13 protein-coding genes are annotated in these 18809 nt (G+C 44.6%); 2 read left to right on the forward strand and 11 right to left on the reverse strand.

What is annotated here, in order from left to right:
- Nucleotides 1-774 precede the first annotated feature (774 nt).
- Complete coding sequence (locus tag F1728_RS06500; RefSeq protein WP_155363414.1) at nt 775-1146, forward strand: hypothetical protein; 372 nt, start codon at nt 775-777, stop codon at nt 1144-1146.
- 353 nt (nt 1147-1499) lie between these two features.
- Here F1728_RS06500 and F1728_RS06505 read toward each other — a convergent pair whose 3' ends face one another.
- From F1728_RS06505 to F1728_RS31205, 8 genes are all read right to left on the reverse strand, one after another.
- The gene (locus tag F1728_RS06505; protein ID WP_155363415.1) at nt 1500-1745 is read right to left on the reverse strand and encodes a hypothetical protein; all 246 of its coding nucleotides are present in this window, start codon (nt 1743-1745) and stop codon (nt 1500-1502) included.
- A gap of 248 nt (nt 1746-1993) precedes the next feature.
- Entirely contained in the window at nt 1994-2209 is a 216-nt protein-coding gene (locus tag F1728_RS06510) for a hypothetical protein (RefSeq protein ID WP_155363416.1), read from the reverse strand.
- Between the two features lie 57 nt (nt 2210-2266).
- On the reverse strand, nt 2267-2554 hold the full coding sequence (locus tag F1728_RS06515) for a hypothetical protein (RefSeq protein ID WP_155363417.1): 288 nt from the start codon (nt 2552-2554) through the stop codon (nt 2267-2269).
- A gap of 974 nt (nt 2555-3528) precedes the next feature.
- Nucleotides 3529-3837, reverse strand: coding sequence for a hypothetical protein (locus F1728_RS06520; protein WP_155363418.1), 309 nt, complete (start codon nt 3835-3837; stop codon nt 3529-3531).
- A 47-nt stretch (nt 3838-3884) separates the two neighbouring features.
- Nucleotides 3885-4790: a hypothetical protein gene (locus tag F1728_RS06525; protein ID WP_155363419.1), complete on the reverse strand. Its 906-nt coding sequence runs from the start codon at nt 4788-4790 to the stop codon at nt 3885-3887.
- A 144-nt stretch (nt 4791-4934) separates the two neighbouring features.
- The gene (locus F1728_RS06530; RefSeq protein ID WP_194242710.1) at nt 4935-5828 is read right to left on the reverse strand and encodes an ArdC family protein; all 894 of its coding nucleotides are present in this window, start codon (nt 5826-5828) and stop codon (nt 4935-4937) included.
- Between the two features lie 722 nt (nt 5829-6550).
- On the reverse strand, nt 6551-7276 hold the full coding sequence (locus tag F1728_RS06535) for a hypothetical protein (RefSeq protein ID WP_155363421.1): 726 nt from the start codon (nt 7274-7276) through the stop codon (nt 6551-6553).
- Between the two features lie 338 nt (nt 7277-7614).
- A complete protein-coding gene (locus F1728_RS31205; protein WP_194242711.1) occupies nt 7615-8982 on the reverse strand; it encodes a sulfotransferase in 1368 nt (455 codons plus the stop codon).
- Nucleotides 8983-9075: 93 nt separating this feature from the next.
- Between F1728_RS31205 and F1728_RS06545 the strand changes: the two genes are divergently transcribed.
- Nucleotides 9076-9288, forward strand: coding sequence for a hypothetical protein (locus F1728_RS06545; RefSeq protein ID WP_155363422.1), 213 nt, complete (start codon nt 9076-9078; stop codon nt 9286-9288).
- Between the two features lie 312 nt (nt 9289-9600).
- Here F1728_RS06545 and F1728_RS06550 read toward each other — a convergent pair whose 3' ends face one another.
- The 3 genes from F1728_RS06550 to F1728_RS06560 form a co-directional block, all read right to left on the reverse strand.
- On the reverse strand, nt 9601-9912 hold the full coding sequence (locus F1728_RS06550) for a hypothetical protein (RefSeq protein ID WP_155363423.1): 312 nt from the start codon (nt 9910-9912) through the stop codon (nt 9601-9603).
- 87 nt (nt 9913-9999) lie between these two features.
- Nucleotides 10000-10488 carry a hypothetical protein gene (locus F1728_RS06555; RefSeq protein WP_155363424.1) on the reverse strand — a complete coding sequence of 163 codons (489 nt, stop codon included), beginning with the start codon at nt 10486-10488 and terminating at the stop codon, nt 10000-10002.
- A 26-nt stretch (nt 10489-10514) separates the two neighbouring features.
- The gene (locus F1728_RS06560) at nt 10515-18443 is read right to left on the reverse strand and encodes a cadherin repeat domain-containing protein (protein WP_155363425.1); all 7929 of its coding nucleotides are present in this window, start codon (nt 18441-18443) and stop codon (nt 10515-10517) included.
- Nucleotides 18444-18809 lie beyond the last annotated feature (366 nt).

Here is an 18809-nt window from a genome sequence, read left to right on the forward strand (position 1 = left end):
CGTGATCTGCCTATTATGCGAAATTGCACGTTTTCACTTCGCCTTGAATACATCTCTCTTCCGGGTGTCGCTAATCTGAAATAGACTCAGTAAAATCATCTTCTGGTGTCGTCATGTGGTAATTCCCAATCAGAAATGGGTAAAAGGAAAGATAAATGGATCAGGAAACGTGGCAGAAATCCGAAGAATTAATTTATGAGATCGAAGATTCTCTGGATGAGTTACTGGATTCGCCTGAACTGGAGGGACTGCGGTCCAAGCTGTCTGAGTTGGGAAGGCGATTGGGAGAAAGATATAGCGTCGGACTGAATTGTGTTGTGGATATAATGGATTGGGAGAAAAATCAAAGTCTGCCATTATTGAATACTGGAATCGCAACTAATGATACTGGAGATACGAGTCGAACTTGGAATTCTGCTTCGTTTCAAAGGTATGTGGTCAATGGAGAGATTAAGGTTGTCCCACATGATCACTGCCCCAGTTGCTGGGGGATTGGTTATTCAAGACGGAAATTCCGACATGTCCTGAATGTAGCATTGAACTGGGGAAGGAATGCAAGATCCTGCTCGATTCAGATGAGTGTCCCCACTGTGAGAAAGGGAAACTGTCGATGAATGATGCTCAATGTGATAAGTGTGGGTTTTCAATCGATCCTAAGTTTGTTGTGTGGGGTTGAGTTCAATTCGAAGCAATCGACACAGACTTTTACTGCTGAGTAAGATGAGGACCTGAGAATATTCATCTTTCTTAATTGGTACGTGTGAGGACTGAGAAATGAAAAAATTCTTAGGCTTGTCACCTGAAAATCAAGTGCTTCGAGCAACTGTTGCAATATTATTGCTTATGGTTTCTTGTTGGTCGATTCTAGGTGTAACTATATTGACAAGTCTTGATATCCTTCTCTCAAATTCACCAATGCAGAATTTGAATAACGATAGCTACTTACTGATCCTCGCGTATGCTTTTACCATGTCGATGGTTCTTCTCATTACGATAATTGATCTCTTGTCCATGAAAAAATTTAAGGATGCATTACCGCAGTTGATTGCAATTATCTTTCTTAATTCATTGGCTATAATTGCTTATTGGGTTTATCAGTTAGTAAACGCTTTAAAACATTTAAATGATACTGCAGATAATAATTGAGAAGATGAAGAGGTGACGGATGAGCGATGTGGACCTGAGTTATTAAGACCACAGCCATTTTGGCGATCAATGTTGAGACTGAAAAGCCAACAAAACAAGGGGTTTCAGAGCAGAGAATCCGAAGAACTCTACTTGTCACATTGACAGGTTGAATTCGGGTGTCTTTCCCTCAGATTCTCATCTGACGCCGAATACCTTTTCCATAGTAGGTTCTCTTGGGAAAACGAAGGGGATTGCATTTAACTATGGCCCGGATTTTTGGTCTTCGTTTTTTACTGTTCACATTCAGATCTCCCGTAAATTAATAGATGGTGTCCGGGAGTCCTCCGTGACTCCCAGACACATGTCGATGATTACTCTGGTTCGAAACCGAAGTAAAACCGGGGACTGTGTTGAAAAAACACGGTCCCCTTCTGAGAATTAGAACGACAGCGAACAATACAGCATGGACTACAAAATCCCAACACTTCGAATTCCTGCTGGAGTTCTGTGGTGTCCCAGACCTGTCCGTGCTTCGCTTCGAGATATTCTCGACTTCCCTCAACCGCGTTGATGTTTCGTGTCATTTCCCGACGAATGGATTCTGTTCGATCAGTCATTAACATCTCCTGAAAAAGTGAAAAGCGTTTGTTTCAGAGTTCATGCGGGTGTCATTTCATTTCGTGAGACCTTGAGACTTACGTTGACGCCTCTTTTTCAGTCTTTCTTGGTGGCGGAATCTCATCTGAGATCGCTGTTTGATAGGTCCAGCCCATATCGCTCTCCCCTTAGAAAGAAAAAGCTGATGCAAGAATCACTAAGATTCTCACACCAGCTTTGTGGGTATCTGGTTTCTGGAAATCAGGGTTTAGAATTCGTCATCTCCGAAATAGCCGAAATATTCATCTGCCTGCTCGAAATCTTCCAATTCCTGTTGCTGCAGAATTTCATCCCACGGCTCGTCATACGGATATTCTCCGTCGTTCTTTTGGGCGAACTCGTCAGCCGCCTGCTCGTCGAGCATATCTCCGTATCCGAAGCTCAGATGTCCCTCCATAAACTGATCCAAGTTGCCATCCATCATGTGTTTCTCCCGATAAGAATATTGATGCTGTTAACACAGTGATTGAGGGTGTCAGAATCAGTATTCTTCTGGCAGGAAAATGGTTGTGGCTGATCGGTCAGCTTCCGTAATTACCCAGATCTTAGTGTCGTCATTGAGATGGTAGACTGAGAAAATCCGGTCGCCGTCTTTAAGGGCTTGTTCATTGGTCTGGCGATCTTCTTCGCACAACACGCTCCAGTCCCCATGCTGATGTCTCTTGAAAAACTCAAGCGGGGACTGATTGTTTTTCTGGAGTGCATCGAGAGCACCATGCGTAGATACGGTTCGACCGAGTTGGAAGAGAGGTTTACTTTTTTGGATCATCTCGTTTCCTTCAAAAATGATTGTTGGTTACTCGAACAATCTTCTGATGGGTGTCAGATATGATTCAGTTGCAGTCATGCTACAGGGGCATGAAGAGATGTGGTGCCAGTTCATGCAGGACCTGATCTGTTTGATTGAGAAGATCTGGAGAATTATGGTCCAAAACAAAATTTTGTGTCCAAAAATCACAGACTGGCACTCTTATATATTGCCATTCCCGAAAACAGGGAAATTTGATAGACTACGATCACTTTGAATTACTAAGACATACCGTGCATTACCATGATTTACGACGCATTACCTTCGCTGAGGTAAATAAATTATTGCCGTTTGGTTACGGCCTCTTGCACGGGCTGATGTGAAAAGATCATGCAAAAAAGTCTTAGGACAAAAGATGGCCGCAGGGATCACGCTGATTCCAGTCAAAGTGTGTTAAATCCTCCACACTTTAAGTAGTCTGAGTCTGAAATGGAAAGTTTTCCCTATAAGGGTTTTCTCCGGGCAACGGACTGGTACTTGATCCAGTATAAACGCCTACGTCCCGGTCGATATATACACTCTAAAAACTGCCTGTAATTAAGATGATGTCAGTAGGTTTTGATTAAGTTGTACTACTGGTGACTGCTTTTAATTGATGAAACAAACAATAATGAAAAGCGAAATCCCTAAAGAACTACACATAAAGGGAAATGAAGAATCATGGAATAAGCATTACTTCCAATTACTTCAAAATCCCTTGTGTGTGGTAGGGATGGCGTTTTAAATATTGCTTTATAAATAGCCTCTTTTTGTTGTCTTTTGAAACAACATTTCCCTGAGACAACATGAACATTTACCAGACAACAATAAAACACATTTGAAACGCTCTGTATGCCCCCAGATTTAAATGTCTTTATTCAGAGTATTGAAACCATTCCACAATAGATAACCATTTATTGTGTTTTGAATGTTGTCTTCTGCTCCCCTTTCATGTGTCAGATGGGAATCACTTCATATTCAGCTGCTTCTCCATTAGCCAGTTTTTCAATGGCCCCAAAGGCTTTAGTTTCTCTGTCTGCTGTCATCCTGCACAGACTGGAAATCTTACTGGCGAAACAGATCGTGACTGGATGATTGTTGATTTCATCCCCTGACATTCCAGTTTCTCGCATGGCCTTGAGGTGTCTGTGAAGAGATCCCACAACAGCGATGAGATTGACTGCATCCTGAACTGCAATGGCATCGCTGGCAGCTTTTTGAAGACGCTCATTATTGCCGTCTGATATGGCGAGTTGATTAAGCATTTTATGCTCCTTGCTGGAGATGTGTGGTAATGGTTTGAAGGCAGGTGTCACTCGGATTCTTCCGTCTGTTCTTTGAAACGAGCTAACACTCGATAAAACGATGCCCTGCTCTTAGTCGTTTTCTCCATATAATACTGACACTGCTCCAAGGGCTGATCGGGATATTTACGCAGAGCAATTTGAAGAATCCGAAAATCTCTCTCTCTATTTGAAATTCTCTTTGTTGCTGAGGCTGGTCTGCCAAGTGTTTGAAGCTGGGCATTCAGAACAGGCCGCCAATCAGTCCCTTCCACCGTACAGAATTTGTAGATACGAATGGCCGGTGTCAGTAATCGCATTGAGAGTTGCTTTTCACTTCCCTGTTCTTCAATGTAATCGATTATTTCGGCAGCAGCCTCTGGAGGGCATCCGGGATATCCATCGGTAGCCATTACCCGAAATTGTTCGATTATCTCCTGATTGCTGAGGTCCAGTCTATAAACCAGACAACGACTCAAGACTGCATCAAACATCGGATTCTTTTTAGGAATCTGATTGGCACAGAAAATGAAACGTGACGTGGTTTCGAAACGTGTCGGAAGATCGTCCGGTAATTGTGAACTATTGTAAGTAACAATTCGATTTGGCTGACCATATAGAGCACTTCGCAGAATGCCTAATGCACTGGCACTCGTGTAAAGAGAGTCGCAGTCATCAAAAAACAAAACGGCATCATTGTTTCTATTTTCATACAGCACGCGATAGAGTTGAAGAGTCGTACAATGACTATTGAAAAGCACCATGTCCTGACCTTCCTCCTCAAGCGTTCGTGTGATTGTATATGACTTTCCAGTTCCGCCATTTGAAATAATAAAGATGCTGTGATACTGAAATTGGGAAATCATTTTTATCATGTTTTTTAATGTTTGTTGCTTCTTTTCGAGGCGTGTCAAGGAGCGATTAATCGATTCCATTTTTCTATCCTTTCACAATAATTGCGGGTGTCATTTTTAAAGGATCGCCGCCCTGATCTGGCATTGTCAGTGGTCTTCAATCCGAACTGAAAGACCACTGAGATCTGTAATGATCAGTGACGGCGATCACTCCAATTGCGGGTGTCAGCCAGCGACTTCGACAGGCTTTTTGCTGAATGACATGATGTAGTCAGCAGCCTTAGAGGCTTGTGAAGAAGCTTGAAAGATGAATGACGAATCCTGCTTCATTCTTTGAAGCCATCCATTGAGGTATGCGTGGTGGTTTTCTTCATTGGTGGGAATTCCAAGTTCTGAGCAGAGATAGCACGCTCCGATCTCCGCGATCAATTCGCCCAGTGCATATCCACCACTCTTTCGATCCCAATTGAGACGGTTGGTATGTTCTGCCCAGTGCACAAGTTCATGCAGCACCGTGTCATAGTATCCCGATCCTGAAAACTGATCTCGATTTGGAACTTGGATATAGTCTTGTGCGAGATCGTAAAAAGCTTGGTTGCCACCGTGTCGAATATCAGCTCCGGTTGCTTCGATCAGGGCGTCAGCTTCATCAAAAGTGTTACTGACCTCATTACGGGTGTCAGTTTTGAATCCGACACGAAGATAATCCAGATGATCTCCCTCAACTTGATCAACACAGAAGACGGTATAGGTCCTAAGCAGGAAATATGTCTCCTCTTCGTCGTGGCCCTTTTTCTTTGTTACCGCTTTGCAGAAAACGATCTTGGTGCCCCACTGACCTTTTGATACACGCGAAGGCCGTCGCATGATTTTGCCACCGAGCTGTTCCCATTGCCTGAACGTCCCCCAATACCGAGATTGAAATCCATGACGCTCGCTGGCGAGCCCCAAAAGAAGTGGATTAACTCCTGTGTATAATTCACCGGAGACTATATTTTTTCCCATCCCACTGTTGCGATCACGGGACCACGGTTTTCGCCACGGCAGAAGCGAGCCACTCTCTAAAGCGGTAATGATTTGATTCGTGATTTCTTCGCGAATTTTCTGATTGTTTGACACTAGTAGCCGTCTCCTTATGAGGTTGATTGGACGGCGTACTTAAGGGTGTCAACCAGAATTACTTGGCGTAGAAGCGATTATCAGCGAGAAATGATACAATGCTCTGAAAATTGAGAATTCAGAAGGTGAGACGGAAGAAAATGAGACCGATTTTTGCCAAATGTTTACAGAGGAATGTCTTTATTTCAGCTAGAAATAGCGTGTTTTATGAAATCCGAATGAGCTCAGTCTCAAATCTCAATGAAATTCAGCAATGTAAATACACAGACTCATTTCAGGCGAGACACCCAACAATAATTCATTCCTTATACAGGATGAACACGAATTATTACGAATGAACGAGCGGGAATAATTTTTTGGAATATTCCTTAACTCAAGCAACCTGCATTCCAACATTCGTAATGAACCAGACACAACATTATTTAATCATGAATGCAACATTTGGATCATCCAATATTGTATTTCGATTGCTCATGAAATCTGTGATGGGGAAAAAATGATTTCTGAAATTTTTGCTTCGAAACAATTTTGGGCCAGAAAACGGGAGTTGATTAAATTACCCAAATGTTGTTTTAAGATTCCCCGGACTTTTGGGCCGAAAGAAATAATTTGGCACTTTAATCTGCGGCACAGAATCATTTCATCCCACAAAAAAATCCCGGTAGAGTACAATGCTCTACCGGGAAGTCATTAACTGGTGACAGACTAGGATCTGCACCATTTTATAATTCTTCTGTCTTGTCATATCCCATCTGAGATGCGGTCTTATCAAGTGTATTCCATCCTGCAGACAACATCGCCTCTGATACATCTTCAGTTGATTTGCTCAATAATTCTGCTGCCTGTTCTTCAGAAATATTGTATCTCGATGCGATATCAGATAACTCGAAACTAAATGATAAGGACTGGCACTCATCGATTGGGAAAAACTGTGATTTTATTAGCCAAGCCAAATCAGCATATGAGTCGCCTTCCGAAAGCAGAAGATATTTATGCGGATCTGGCAACTCATGTTTTCCACCATACAGAATACCGGCTTCAATCAATTTTTCGGAATCCAGCTCTATAATATTTCCTTCTTCTGGCTCAATGACTACAGATTTGATGTTAAGTCCCTTGTTGGCTCGATCCCATAACAAATCAAGTCCTTCAAATAAACACGGTGGGCATTCCCCATCGACTGCGTTTTGAAAGCACTCTAATAGACCCTTAAATTCGCAATCATCTTCGGGTTCTATTTCCAACACGGTTTGAGCGATTTGTTTAAGCCAAAAGTCACTATTCTCAATGATTGGCTGCAACAATTCTGCAGTTATTTCAGGATGATCACTCAAGAGATCCTTGAGAGCGTCAGCAGCTACTTCAGTCGCTGTATGATTCCATTTATGACAAGTCCACCAGGCAACCTCTTCTCTGGGTTGGCTGTCTATATCCAATAAATCCTTCATTTCTTTCTCCATAGTATTTTTTGTTAATCCACAGCAGCAATCTGACAAAAGATAGTGCTGAGTTAAATTCCCGCTCGGAAGTAAATCGATCATCCAAATATTGATGGATAGTCAAATACGATATCGAGTAGCTTGAAAGTCGCCCAAAACGATTAAGCGAATCTGAAATTATCAGATTTCAAAAGAGGTGCCTAGGAGAGTTGAAGAGTATCTTGAGCCGTTAATTTAGCTCAGGATGTTTCAGAGAAAATGGTTTTGGGGCCAAAAATCGGCAACGGTGAATTTAGATTTATCGAAGAGTATCAAACTGCTGCGAGACTATCCGTATATACGCAGTTTCATTGATTGAAATTCAGTGTGAACGAACCAAATCGTTCTGGTTCTCGACCTGAATCTTCCCAGCCGTAAGCATACATCCCAATGTGCCACAGGCGAACAGTTGTATCTGCCATGATTTGAAAGCCACAGTCCCGTGCTCGCTGCGAGAATGAATAATCCTCTGCTAAGTAATCATAGCCATCATCACGCTGGTAAAGCATCGGGTGGAAAAAGGGAATCATAGTCTCCCCAAAACGCTCATTGCACATTGGAAGTTTCAGTTCTTCCTGAATCTTGCGGTAGGCATCCCGGCGGATATGGAGAAAACCAGTTCCCGCATACAGGATTTCTATCAGACCCCCGCCCTCTCCAAAAGTCATCTTTGGTGTGCCCGGCAGCACATGGCAGGCCAGTTCCCGTTTTCCTTTTTTAGGATAGATACCACAGGAAATTGGCAGGTTATGTTTTCGCAGTTTCTCGATGGCATCGGGAAAGAATCCAACATCAGAATCGATCCACATCGTTTCTTCAAAGCCATCTTTCAGAGCATTTGTGGCCATTTGATTGCGTCCCTGATCGATGGCAGCGTACCCACGAACACGACGCACGGCATAACCTCGTCGTTCCAGTTCCTTCAGGGACTGTTCGCATTGAGGAACAATGCTCCCCGTGTAAGGCACAAGTATAACGCATTTTCGTGGGTCCATCGGATGAGCAGAAGCACGATTTCCCACTGGTTGTGTTGGAATCTGCCCCGATTTGTGTGTATGGTGCCCAGCTTGATTGACTTGCTGGTCATTGGGGATTCCGACAAAAGATAATAGCTCACTGACTCCAGCCTCATCATTCAATTGTTCCATCTCGACAATTCGGAGATGATCCGGAAATTCTTTGGCGAGTATTTCTGCCCGCTCGTTGTATTCATCCCAGTACCGTGCGATACCTGATTCCCTGCTCTGGATGTCGTATTTGGGGAAAATACGAGACCAGTTGGGTTCGTAATGCCATCCCGGTGGAAGATCTTTAGCCCAATGGTTTGTGGGAAGAGGATGGACCAGATCCAGCCAGCGGCAGAAACTCTTAACGACGGCATCTTTATCTCGTTTTAGACAGATGATGCGAACGTCGGGCTCTGCTTTAATGATTTCTTCTGTGTAGGGAAGGTAGAAGGATGCGATGTCACCTATAAATTCAGCATTCCGTTTCCGCCGCATTCGGGCAAAACGTTTGGCAATGATGCCGCTGTTGTGTTCATGATCCCACGGAAGCAAAGGGGCTTCTTCATGGGTGACATACGTGTTCGGTTGAACGTTTAGGATTTCTGCCAGAGAAAGCGTTCCACACCGTCCTGTTCCCATGCCGAGGATGATCTTAGATGTTTGTGTCATTGATTTTATTTTTTAATGTGTTTTGTTGAAATGTGCCAGCTCTAATCTATCCTGACAAGCATTAAACGGCATTCCTTGAATAGGGGGCAGTTTATGAAACATGCGAACTTTTTTCTTGTTATTATTTTGTGCGTTTTTTTACGTGCTACGCATACAGGACAGCTAGTTCCACTGAGCAGTATCAAAGGGCAATGGAGTGGTAAGGCTCCAGATGGAACCGAGATTTCTTATACTTTTACAAAGGGGCTTGTCGGGAAATACAGAATTACGGTTGCAAAACCTTACACCAAAATTGATGTCGAATAACTTCGAGCATCCAACTTTCAAAAACTTTACCTAGTAGGGGATTATCGAAAATATAGACAGGCAACGTTTTCGCGTTGAAGCAGTTCCGAGTCATCCGATTAGACAAAGTAAACGCCTTGGCAAATTCTCGAAGGCTGCTGTCGTCTTTGCAAAAGTGAAAGAGAACTAATGTCGGTTATTTCAGACAAATCCTCTCTCTATGCTGAAATGTCTTAGGGCACATCTTTATGTAGATGTTAATTGTTTTAAAAGGAAGTGAGGGGGAACTTTGTTATTTTCCAACCCTGATTCCCAATTATCGAATAATCTCAGCTACGTTACTAAGCTGATTTTCGTACCAATAGGGATCTCTTTTTCTGTATACTCCTCGGGTAGCACCAGTATGATCCCAAAAGCCTCCAGTTCTTCCAGGTTCTTAACGGCGTCAGGTACTCGCATATAATAATCCGCAATCTTGGTGATTCTGGTTTCGCCATCAGGAAATATCAGTTGTATCTCCGTTCCCTGAATGATCTGACCGATTTCAGGGTTTGAGATAACTGAGCGTGGAATTCCTGGTAATATTCCAAGTTGATTTTTGTTGTTGTAGTGATAGTCTTCTACAGTATATAGTTCGATGGACATTCAAGTACCAAGTGAAATAATTGTAATGCTTTAGAATCGATGAAAACTATTATGGGGTCCAAATTGCTATTTATTCAATAATGAGACTCATTGTCGAAAATCCTCTGCCACTTCGACCACATCCAGATTATCGTGCTTTGCTGCTCGATCTAATAAACGGTTCAATAGCCCATCATCTAATTCATAATATAATTCTGCAAATCTCCTATAATACTCATCGGGTTCTGTCTTTACATATGCATCGTTTTCATCGGTTAGGATTTGATCGACAATCGGCTCAATGTGTTCAATCACCCATTTTCGAGGCATTGTTTTGATTACAGCACGATTTAGGGCAATGGATCTGTGTGCAACAGATGCTAGCTTAACAAGCGTTTCGAATAGTTCTTTTTTTAAATCATCATTTTGTGACAAAAGAAGAATTGATAACGTGAGGCCGTGTTCTGTCTGTAACCCATATCGACTAACTTCCAACTGATCTTCTAGTGCATTCCATTCAGCCAAGATCACTGACATCGCACTCTGATGCAAAGACTTAATTCTCGCCCAGCGTTCTTTGTCGGTGTTACTTATCATTAATTTTATCCCACAATGAATAATGATCACTTTTTCTTAACATAATCCCACGGTATTTTTCGGTAAAGATCGATATATTCTTGGATTGTCATTGGCCGATCTGGATGTATCGTATGATGTGTTGGAAACCGATCAGGTGGTCCACCTAAATCGGATCCATCAGGCGTAACCACGAGTCCTGACGGAAGCTCAGTTCCTTCGTCAATTTTCCAATAGTGACCGGTTAACGGAGCTGTGTCAGGGTTTCCAAATGCTGAATTTCCTTTTGGCCATTCACCAGGCTGAGGCAATGGGTAATCAGAATCTAAAGGTGTGTCGGGGGGAAGTCCAAGGTCCGTATCTAACCTAATATCCTTGGGATGATTTTCCGTTTTCGGCGATCTACCAAATGCGTGTAGCTTTGTTGGTGCCTTATCTAAGGGCTCGTTTACTTTGTTTTCCAACTCTTCTAATTGGTCAGCATCCGCTTCATCCGGTCCACTGTCACCATCGTCTCCATCTTGATTAGCAGCTTCAATGAATCCTGCAACGATAATAGTAAACGGAAGATAATCTCTAATTGCCTGAATAAAGTTATTAGCCTGCTGATTTGCATTTGGCAACTGTTTCTGCTGCCTTTGTTGGCCTATTACCTTATTGACGTGATCAGCTCCTCCTTCAATCAGAATTTCCTGTGCTTCCTCAGGTAACTGGTTAACCTCGTTCGGATCAAGCGGCAAGGCAATCCCTCTCGCCCTCACCGGTTCAGGGGGAGCATCTTGCATCACCTGGTTATGTAATGCATTACCTTCAATCTCTTCTAAAGCTGTAGATGTCACGATACCAAGAGGCCCTGTGACATGAAGAGCCTGATGAGCCACACCAGCACTAGCTGCATACGATTCCCCTCCCGCATTAAGTGCATCCTGGTAGATTTCGTCGGGAGCATTGAAATCACCAGTATAGAGCCATCTGTACAAATTGCCCGGATGATACCACGTGGGATGTCCTCCCGGCTGCAATCCAGGATTTGGTGGAGGAGGAGCTTCAACAAACCCTAAGGGTTCTGTTTCCATCTCGGTAGTACCACCGGATGACGTCTCTCCACTTCCAGAACTGGAAGAGCTACCTGATGAACTACCTGAACCAGAAGAGGAAGTCGATCCGGAACCGCTGTTTGAAGTTTCTCCGCTTGTGGAGCCTGAGCCAGTACCCGACCCTGAGGTAATGTCCGAAGTTAAACCAGCCCCCGAAGAAGATCCACTTCCAGAGGTTGTTCCCTGCAAGTTGTCAATCCATTCCTGAACCTCAACTACGATAGAACCAAGGGGGATGCCGAAATCTAAATAGAGACCGTTAGCATAATAGTATGCCTCTCCTACAAAATCGAAAGCATTTTGGTACTGATTACCATCCAGATAGTAATCAGGATCACCGCTATTGTTCGTTACATTGTCGAGATGGTCTTGTGCAGTTTTGATCTGTGCATCACGGTCAAGAGCTGCCCTTTGCTTGCCAAGAGCCGCAGACACATTGGCCGTTCCGATCCTAAAACTGGTCCAGAGAGAGATAAAAGCATTATCCCAGTCTGCATTTGCGGATGCCATTGCATTTGCAAGACCCTCGTCTGCTGCAATCTTCGCCCCCCAAAGATCTGCAGAAGCATCTTTCAAACCATTAGAATAATTTCTTCCCGAATTTGCCGTAGACTGAGCGTAGGTGTTACTTGCTCCAGAAAGTCCTCCTGTCGCCCCTGATACTGTCCCGATGAGTGAGATACCAAAACTTGTCTGGATACTGTTAACTGTATTCCCGTATGTGATATTAGCATTGGAGATCGCAGATTCGTATTGTTCGCCCTCATATGTATCGGCAATTTGATTTGGAGTGGCATTGGAATTTTCTCGTCGATAGGCATACCACGATGTTGATTCGGCATTCAAAAGTGCTCCCCAACTATTGTTTTCAGCCTGGAGCCAAGCTAAGCCTGCGTTACTGTTTGCAATCGTTAAATTCGCATCATTCGAAGCTTGCGTTGTGACAAAGCCTGATACTGCTGCTGTTATATCAATCATATAATCAACATCAGCATCAGTTAATGCTTTACCATAGGCCGCATTCAGTGATGCAAGTCTGCTGTCGAGTGATGCCGTCGCGGTGTTAACCGCAATGTCATAGTCTTTTTCAGCATTCCGGACTGCGATATCGTGTTCTTTATCGGCGTTTGTTGTTTCAGTATAAAATGCCAACCATGCATCCCATTCTGCGACAACATAAGTATATTTGGCATTTGCATATTTAGTTTGTAAGTCCATATTGATCGTTGCGATCGTAACTGCCAAATCATGTTGTTTAGCTGTAGCAAGGTCCGGTCCACCGGGAACTTCATAGATTCCATCACCATCTAAGTCTTCCCCACTATATCCATGTGGGTACGGTTCATTTTCATACCAGTCCTGATAAGCATAAATTGCCTGTTCCATTAAATTTTTTGCGTCAAGTGCTGCCTGGACTACCGTCGTCTCATAAGCTCCCCAGGCAGCATTCACAGTGCTGATATAAGTTTTACCAGCAGCTACAGACCGTGTGACCCATGCCGTTTCGGCTTGTGTCACAGTTGAATTGTATGTTGTAACTGCCGAATCTCTCTGGTCAACAAAGTCACTAAATGCTTGGAACGTTCCAGAAACATAACTGATGATTGCCGTCCCAACCGAATTTGCATAAGTGTCTTCTGATGCACTGATAGAATCTACATAACCATTGATATTATTTGAAGTGGAATCAATCCAAGTAGTTGCTGCAGCCGTCACTGCAGAATCGAATGCATCGCTTGCGGCAATCAAATTAGAATTGTAATCAATCCATGCATTGACACTCCCATCTACGTATGTGTTACCAGTTGAATTTGAAGAGAGTGTTCCATCAGCAGAAACCGTGACCAGACTTCCAAAGGGCGAAGCGGTCGAACTACTTCCGGAACCAGATCCGCTATTAGAACTCGATCCACTGGTGGAGCTGGAACCGCTTGAAGAGCTAGATGAACTTCCAGATGTGGATCCACTCGTCGAGGATGAGTTGCTACCGGAAGCGGAACCAGAGGCACTTCCGGAAGTAGAACTACTTGATGATGAAGATCCACTACCAGAGGTAGAAGACGAACTGGAAGTGCTACCCGAAGTTGAACTGGATGAACTTCCAGACGACGAGCCTGAACCGCTCGTATTGTTCAGATAGGCAGCCACGGATGGATAGTCAAGATTAGCTTGTGCAACGGCAGCATTGTATGCATTTGCTGCTGCAGCGAGATCTGAAATAGCCTGCTGTTTATCTGCGTCTATCTGATTACTTGTATTGGATATGATTGTATCTACTGCGGTGTTGAAAACATTTTCAGCTGCAGCAATTTCTGTTTCGTAAGCACTTAGCAAATTTGAAAAAGTTGTGTTGTAGTCAGATACCGCAGCGTCAATCTGTGTTTCGTGTTCACTATTCGCAGTGGTGGCAGCTTGGTTCCACGCATTTGACGCAGCTTCTGCCCCTGAGTTAAATGCATCAATTAAATCTACATATGGATCTTCTCCCGATGCCGAACCACTTGCTGATCCTGAACCACTAGACGAACCTGATCCACTATTCGATCCAGAACTCGAACCACTACCCGAATTTGATCCACTGGAAGAGCCAGAGCCGCTTCCTGAGCTGGAAGTGCCACCGCTTGAAGAACCACTCCCCCCTGACGAAGATCCGCTTGACGAAGCTGAACCAGATGAACTTCCAGATGTTGATCCACTCGTAGAGCCTGAGCCGTCTGTTGAGCTGGAGGAGCTACCCGAAGTAGAACCGCTTGTTGAAGCCGATCCACTAGTAGATGTTGAAGCAGAACTGGATGTGCTCCCCGATGTGGAACCACTGGTTGAAGAAGAACTACTTCCAGAGGAAGAGCTGCTGCCGGAAGTGGAGGCTGAACCAGACGTACTACCCGATGTGGAACCACTTACGGAACTAGACCCACTCGTAGAACTGGAAGAACTACCCGATGTTGAGCTACTTCCAGACGTGGAGGAACTAGCAGAAGAGGAGCCACTCGATGACGACGAACCGCTCCCAGAGCTGGATGCTGAACTGGAAGTAGAGCTGCTCGATGATGATGATCCACTGCCAGAAGTAGAAGACGAGCCAGACGTACTGCCCGATGTAGAACCGCTGGTCGAACTCGATCCGCTGGATGAGCTTGAAGAACTTCCAGAAGTGGAGCTACTACCTGATGTCGATGAAGATCCAGATGTGCTGCCACTGGTTGAAGAAGATCCACTTGTGGATGACGAACTACTTCCAGACGTGGACGAACTTCCGGTAGATGAGCCACTGGTCGAGGATGAACCGCTTCCAGAACCAGACGTGCTGCCAGAGGTTGAACCACTCGTTGAAGAAGAACTGCTTCCAGATCCACTACCTGAACCTGAGCTGTTATTATGCGACTCATTTTCGACATCATCAATAGTTACCTGAGTCCAGATAGTTGTACTGTTCCCATTGGTATCGCTTGCCTGAACTGCAAAGAGATCGAAACTGCTGGTTTCATAATCAAGGGCTGCCAGCAAGGTGACAACACCGGTTGTGGCATCGATACCAAACGTATCTCCACCGTAGGTGATTGTATATGTAATAGCATCGCCTTGAGCATCAGTTGCTTGCATGACGCCAATCTGTGTACCTACAGCAGCATCCTCAGACACAGTCAGGTAGTTGGTTGTTTTACCAAACTGCGGAGCATCCTGAATCTGTTCCACAACAACATCAACTTGAGCATTTGATATATTTCCATCCGTATCGATTGCTTGTACAGAGAAGACAAGATACATGGCGGTTGCATAATCCAGTTCAGCGATTAAGGTTACTTCACCAGTCGAAGAATCAATGGAAAACGTTTCTGTTCCTGATGTTAGACTGAAAGTAATGACTTGATCCTGAGCATCGGTGGCCTCAACTTTTCCGATAACAGTGCCCACTGCCGTATCTTCCGACACTTTCCAGTAGTAATAGCCTTCTCCCTGATAGTTCGTGCTGAACTGGGGAGCTTCCTCTTCAACAAAGCCTGAACCACTGGAAGAACTACTTCCGCTGCCTGATGAACCACCGGACATCGTTGAACTTCCCGATCCTGAGCTGCTACCAGAAGAAGAGCCGCCAGAACTGGAACTACTACCTGATGTGGATGAAGAACCGCTGCCCGAAGATGACCCGCTGGTCGATGAGGAACTGCCACCTGACGATGAACTTCCGCCGGAACCGCTTGAAGAACTGCTTCCTGATGTTGACCCACTGGTTGAGCTGCTTGATGAAGACGATCCGCTGGTGGAAGACGAGCTACTGCCAGAAGTCGATGATGATCCGCTCCCAGATGACTCAGATACGTTTTCAACAAAAATGTTCCCCCAAGTTGTTGAGGAATTTCCATTAACATCTGTGGCACTCACTTCGAATGTGGCGACAGCACTTACTTCGTAGTCGAGAGCTGCGATCAGCGTCACATCTCCAGTGGCGGAATCAATAGAAAAAGTTTGAGTACCGGATATTAGTGCGTATGTAACGGAATCGCCTTGAGGATCGATTGCTGATACGGTTCCAATAACAGATCCAATGGCAGTATTTTCAGCAACATTCCACGAATATCCCATTCTGTTGTCTGTGAATTCAGGGACCTCATTTACGTCGGTTATAAGTACGTAGACCGAAGATGAAGCAATATTCCCGTTAGAATCTGTTGCACTAACTTGAAACGAAGCAGATTGACTGGTTTCATAATCCAGAGCAGCAACCAATGTTACAGCTCCAGTAGTGGAATCGATCGAAAAAGTATTCGTCCCGGAAGTCAGAGCATAAGTGATGCCATCACCATCAGGATCGGTGGCTGAAACCGTTCCAATGACGCTGCCTATGGAAGTGTCTTCGGCGACAGTCCACCAATAACCAGTTTCTCCTGCACTAAAGGTCGGGGCTGAGTTACTGCTCGAACCTGAAGAACTCCCTGATGTTGAACCACTTGTCGAGGAAGATGAACTGCCAGATCCAGAGGATGAACCACTTCCAGAGGCAGAACCAGAGGTGCTGCCCGATGTTGAGCTGGAGCCACTTGATGAAGCAGAACCGCTTCCAGAGGATTCAGTTACATCGGTAACAGTTACTTCTCCCCATGAAGTAGCGACATTACCTGCGGTATCAATTGCGGAAATGCCAAACGAGACGAATGAACTTGTTTCGTAGTCCAGTGCGGCAATTAAAGTAATTTCACCTGAAAGTGTGTCGACAGCAAAATACTCAGCTCCCGAAGTCAATGCATATGATACTTCATCTCCATCAGCATCTGTAGCAGAGACCGTTCCGATTACGCTTCCTACAGGAGCATCTTCGGCCACAGTCCACCAGTAACCCATTTCGCCTTCGCTGAACACTGGAGCTGAGTTGCTACCTGATCCAGAGGAACTTCCTGATGAAGAACCGCTGGATGATGCTGTCCCACTACCAGAACCCGAAGAAGTTCCACCGGAAGCAGATCCTGAACCGCTGCCTGATCCACTAGAAGATGCTGAACTGCTACCAGAGCTTGAACCACTCCCAGATGATTCTGCAGCATCCTCTACATAGATCTCTCCCCAGCTTGTGGCAAAATAGCCATCAGCATCGGTAGCTTTTACACCAAATGACGCAAATTCACTCGTTTCATAATCCAGTGGGGCGATCAGGGTAATTTCACCAGAGTTGGCATCAACGGCAAAAGTGTCACTGCCCGATGTGATTTCGTAAGTGACAGATCCTCCCTGCGGATCATTGGCAGATACAGTCCCGATCACTGTACCAATCGTCGTCGCTTCTGAAACTGTCCACCAATAGCCCATCTCCCCACTAGAGAAAATAGGAGCTTCCACTACGTCAGTGACGCTGACTTCTGCCCAACTGGTGGAATAATTTCCGTCCGTATCCGTTGCCTTCACCCCAAAGGATGCGTATTCGCTAGTTTCATAATCCAAGGCTGTGATCAGCGTAATTTCGCCGCTGGATGAATCGACAGCAAAGGTCCCGCTTCCAGAGGTTAGTTCATAGGTGACAGCATCCCCCTGTGGATCATTGGCAGAGACTGTTCCTACGATTGTCCCCACTGGAGTGTCTTCTGGTAAACTCCACCAGTATCCCATCTCTCCGTTTGAAAATTGAGGTGCTTCATTTACATCAGTTACATTGATTTCACCCCAACTTGATGTGGAGTTACCATCAGTGTCGGTAGCAGTGACTCCAAACGAAGCATATTGGCTGGTTTCATAATCGAGTGGAGCAATTAAAGTGATTTCTCCAGTAGTGGAATCGATGGAGAAGGTTTCAGCTCCTGCGGATAATGCATATGTGACAGAACTACCTTGAGGGTCTGTTGCGGAAACAGTACCAATCACAGAGCCAATGGCAGTGTCCTCTGGCAAACTCCACCAGTACCCCATTTCACCATCATTGAATGCCGGAGATTCAGCAACATCCGTTACAGCAATCTCACCCCATGAGTTAGCAACATTTCCCTCCGAATCGGTAGCACTAACTCCAAATGATGCGTACTCACTGGTCTCGTAATCGAGACTTACAATGAGGGTAATTTCGCCAGTAGATCCATCGATGGAAAAGATGCTGGCACCAGATGTCAGTGCATAGGTGATGGAGTCACTCTCAGGATCTGTTGCTGAGACCGTTCCAATTACAGATCCTACGGCTGTGTCTTCTGCGACACTCCACCAATAACCCATTTCTCCATTATCAAATTCTGGTGGCTCATTGGTACCGCTTAGTAACTGGCGTTGCTCTAAGCTTTGGACTGTAGCGTAATGCTGATGGGTAAGCTTTTTACGCCGACGGAGACTGCGTCGTACCCGCCTCTTTGGGTTAAATTGGAAGTTTAGACGTAAAGAGTACAACCAGTCCTTCAACACCATGGCCACATATCCTTCAATGCTGCTACCCGAGCGAAAAGTAGTGATACTCAGTGCGTACCTGATCTTTCGGAAAGTGCCTTGATTATAAAATGCACTTTCAGGAGTTCAGTTTTAGACTGAAAATATCAACACATTGTTTGTCAAATTGACAGTTAGGTGATAATGCTTCTCAAAATTGAAGTGACTCGTCCTTGAGTGAGGAGAGTTGAATCGTTCAACAAAACACATTGCATTATCTTGTGCCTGCGTGTTTTAGAGGTGAGGAAAAGAATACAGGAGGTATTTCTCCGGTTCAAGTAAAATATCAGAAAAATATGAAAATGTGTTTATAGTGAAAACTGCTCTTATTTCCAGTTGCCTTTGTTC

This window comes from Gimesia benthica (assembly GCF_009720525.1).
GTDB classification, from domain to species: domain Bacteria; phylum Planctomycetota; class Planctomycetia; order Planctomycetales; family Planctomycetaceae; genus Gimesia; species Gimesia benthica.

Coding starts and splice junctions, on each gene's coding strand:
- F1728_RS06500 (WP_155363414.1), top strand. CDS start 775: ATGAAAAAATTCTTAGGCTTGTCACCTGAAAATCAAGTGCTTCGAGCA.
- F1728_RS06505 (WP_155363415.1), bottom strand. CDS start 1,745: ATGACTGATCGAACAGAATCCATTCGTCGGGAAATGACACGAAACATC.
- F1728_RS06510 (WP_155363416.1), bottom strand. CDS start 2,209: ATGATGGATGGCAACTTGGATCAGTTTATGGAGGGACATCTGAGCTTC.
- F1728_RS06515 (WP_155363417.1), bottom strand. CDS start 2,554: ATGATCCAAAAAAGTAAACCTCTCTTCCAACTCGGTCGAACCGTATCT.
- F1728_RS06520 (WP_155363418.1), bottom strand. CDS start 3,837: ATGCTTAATCAACTCGCCATATCAGACGGCAATAATGAGCGTCTTCAA.
- F1728_RS06525 (WP_155363419.1), bottom strand. CDS start 4,790: ATGGAATCGATTAATCGCTCCTTGACACGCCTCGAAAAGAAGCAACAA.
- F1728_RS06535 (WP_155363421.1), bottom strand. CDS start 7,276: ATGAAGGATTTATTGGATATAGACAGCCAACCCAGAGAAGAGGTTGCC.
- F1728_RS31205 (WP_194242711.1), bottom strand. CDS start 8,982: ATGACACAAACATCTAAGATCATCCTCGGCATGGGAACAGGACGGTGT.
- F1728_RS06545 (WP_155363422.1), top strand. CDS start 9,076: ATGAAACATGCGAACTTTTTTCTTGTTATTATTTTGTGCGTTTTTTTA.
- F1728_RS06550 (WP_155363423.1), bottom strand. CDS start 9,912: ATGTCCATCGAACTATATACTGTAGAAGACTATCACTACAACAACAAA.
- F1728_RS06555 (WP_155363424.1), bottom strand. CDS start 10,488: ATGATAAGTAACACCGACAAAGAACGCTGGGCGAGAATTAAGTCTTTG.
- F1728_RS06560 (WP_155363425.1), bottom strand. CDS start 18,443: ATGGTGTTGAAGGACTGGTTGTACTCTTTACGTCTAAACTTCCAATTT.